The 2861-nt window shown below is 63.7% G+C and carries 3 protein-coding genes; all 3 read right to left on the reverse strand.

Going from position 1 to position 2861, the window contains the following annotated elements; translation table 11 throughout:
• A partial coding sequence (gene ppsA, locus RJQ10_RS15480; protein WP_350148207.1) for a phosphoenolpyruvate synthase occupies window positions 1-1527 on the reverse strand: 1527 nt, incomplete at its 3' end.
• A 99-nt stretch (window positions 1528-1626) separates the two neighbouring features.
• Entirely contained in the window at window positions 1627-1830 is a 204-nt protein-coding gene (locus RJQ10_RS15485; RefSeq protein WP_350148209.1) for a hypothetical protein, read from the reverse strand.
• 18 nt (window positions 1831-1848) lie between these two features.
• On the reverse strand, window positions 1849-2861 hold a 1013-nt coding region (locus tag RJQ10_RS15490), incomplete at its 5' end, for a zinc-dependent alcohol dehydrogenase (RefSeq protein ID WP_350148211.1).

The following is a 2861-nucleotide window of genomic DNA, read 5'->3' on the forward strand; positions in this document are numbered from 1 at the left end:
AACCGGTAGCTGCCACCACTGCAGGGCACCGTCCGGCAGCGCCGCATTGATCATGAGCGCAGTTCTGGTGGCCGGCAGGTCCGCCAGGCTGATGGTTTCGCGCTCGAAGGCCAGGATACCGTCATACACCTTGCCCGTTGCTCCATCCGCGCCGCTGATGGTGATATCCATGCCATCGTGCAGCAGTCCGGTCGCGTTGCCGCAGCCAACAATGGCCGGTTTCTTCAGTTCGCGACTGACGATGGCCGCGTGGCTGGTGGTGCCGCCGCTGTTGGTCACAATGCCCGCCGCCTTGCGCATGATCGGCACCCAGTCCGGGTCGGTGCGTTCGGTGACAAGAATGGCTCCTTCGGGGAAATGCTCGACGTCGTCCGCGTTCTCGACTACACACACCGGTCCACAGGCAATCGCGCTGCCCACGCTGGATCCCTCCAGCAATACTTTGCCTTTTGCGGTCAGTTTGTAGCTCACCAGAACGCTGCGGTCCTTCTGCGACTCAATGGTCTCGGGGCGTGCCTGGACGATAAACAACTGGCCGGAGCCGTCCCGCGCCCACTCTATATCCATGGGTCTCTGATAGTGGCGCTCGATAATCTGTGCCCAGCGCGCCAGCTGCAGGACGTCACTGTCCGGCAATACCCTGCCGCGTTGTTCGTCGCTGCTGGTGGGGACGGTCACCGTCGCCTCCGCACGCCCGTGTTCCCCCACACCCTCGTCCGCGGGCTGCGCATAGCGCATCTTGCAGAGTTTGCTGCCCACCGTGCTTTCGATCACCGGGTTCAGTTCCGGCCGTTGCAGAAAGGGTTTGTAGGCCATGTAGCGGTCGGGATTCACGGCGCCCTTGACCACGGTTTCTCCCAGGCCCCAGGCCGCGCTGATGAGCACGATGTCCGGGAAGCCGCTCTCGGTGTCCAGGGTGAACATCACCCCGGCGGCCGCGGATTCCACCATCTGCTGGACGCCGATCGACAGCGCGACCTGGTCGTGGTCGAAGCCCTGTTCTTCGCGGTAGGCGATCGCGCGGTCGGTATAGAGCGAGGCGTAACACTCCCGGCAGGCCTCCAGCAGGGCGTCGGCGCCACGGACATTGAGAAAGCTCTCCTGCTGGCCGGCAAAGCTGGCCTGGGGCAGGTCCTCGGCGGTGGCGGAGCTGCGCACCGCAACCGGCATGTCCGGCGTCTGCTGCTGTTCACAGAGGTTGAGATAGGCTGCGGCAATCTGCTCCCGCTGGTTGGGCGAGAAGTTGCCGGCGCGAATCAGCTCGCGAATCCCGTGCCCGGTAGCGGCCAGCGACTTGCGGCCAGCGGCCAGCTCCGCGAGGGCCGCGTTGATGGGCTGTTGCAGGCCGTTGGCGGTGAGATAGTCGCGGAAGGCCGTGGCGGTGGTGGCAAAGCCATAGGGAATAGCCACGCCTTGCCCGGCCAGCTGCTGGTACATTTCCCCCAGGCTGGCGTTCTTGCCCCCGACCTCGGCGAGATGCTGCAAACCGACCTCGTTAAACCACAGGATACAGTTGCTGACTGCCACGGACTACCTCCAGCTCAGTGTGTCTACGCGTCAAGCATAGACCAACCAGCGCCGGAGGCATTGTCCCGGATCAAGCGATAGTGCTTCCCGGCTGCGGGTTCAGTGACGTTTTACTGTTAGTCGGTGATGTCGCCGCTCGCGCAGTGCAGGGATATCAATGGCGAAGTCGCCGCCCAGATTGTTGCTGACCTGGCCGTGCTTGCGCCGTGGATCGGCGCCGAGGTAGTGGTCGATACGTCCTTCGGCGTCCTCTGTGATGGGCATATCCGCCAGCATATAGGTGCGCATGCTGTTGCTGTCCATGCTTGCCATCGCTCCGGGTCAACAGGGGAATGTAATCATCACCTTGGCAGAGCGCTCCTTGTCCCGCGCGGTTGCAAACGCTTCCATGAACCTGTCAAAGGTATAGCGATGACTGATCATTGGCGCCACTTCGAGCTTGCGCGCGACCAGCAGCTCCAGTACATCGTTGAACTCGGTGGGGTAGGCGAGCGAGGTGGTGAAGGTCATTTCCTTCGCCAGCGCGGTCTGGAAATCGACCGGCACCGGTTCATGGTGCACCGCAATCACCACCAGCCGGGCATGCAGCGGCGCCACCGCGATGGCGTCGGGAATGACCCGCGCCGCGCCGGAAACCTCGATAAAAGTGTCGGTGTGCACTACGGGCCAGCCATAGAGAGTACCCGTACCATGTGCCTCACCCAGGCTCTCGCGCAAATCAACGCTGGCTGGATTCACCGCCACCTTCGCGCCCAGCGCGCGGGCCCGTTCCAGGCGCTGCTCGGACATGTCGAACACAACGATGTCATCAACTCCACGCTGGCGCAGAAACAGCACCACGCCCAGCCCTATCGGACCTGCGCCGAACACCGCAACGCGGCTGCCGGGGCCGACATTGGCGCGATTGACGCCGTGCAGGGCCACGGACAGGGGTTCGGTAAGCGCCGCCTCCTCGAACGACAGGGAGTCGGGGATGGGAAACACGTGCTGGCCCGGGGCGACTCCTTTCACCAGCAGATAGTCGGCAAAGCCTCCCGCACCGCCGGAGCCGATCATGTTGGATTCGGAGGTGGGATTGACCACGACTCGTTGTCCCTGCGCCAGATGGGTTACCTTGCTGCCGGTGGCGGCGATGATGCCGGACAGCTCATGTCCCAGGGCCATGGGCGTGTCCGACGGGCCCAGCATGCCACCGACGGCAGCAAAGCTGAGATCCGTGCCGCAAATGCCGCAGGCGGCGAGGCGAATAACCACGTCATGGGGGCCCGGGTCGGGGTCTGGAAGTTCGTCAATGCGGAGGTCGTTGGGGCCGTGCAGCATAATGGCTTTCATCG

The sequence above is a fragment of the Haliea sp. genome (genome assembly GCF_040222615.1).
In the GTDB taxonomy this organism is placed as follows: Bacteria; Pseudomonadota; Gammaproteobacteria; order Pseudomonadales; family Halieaceae; genus Haliea.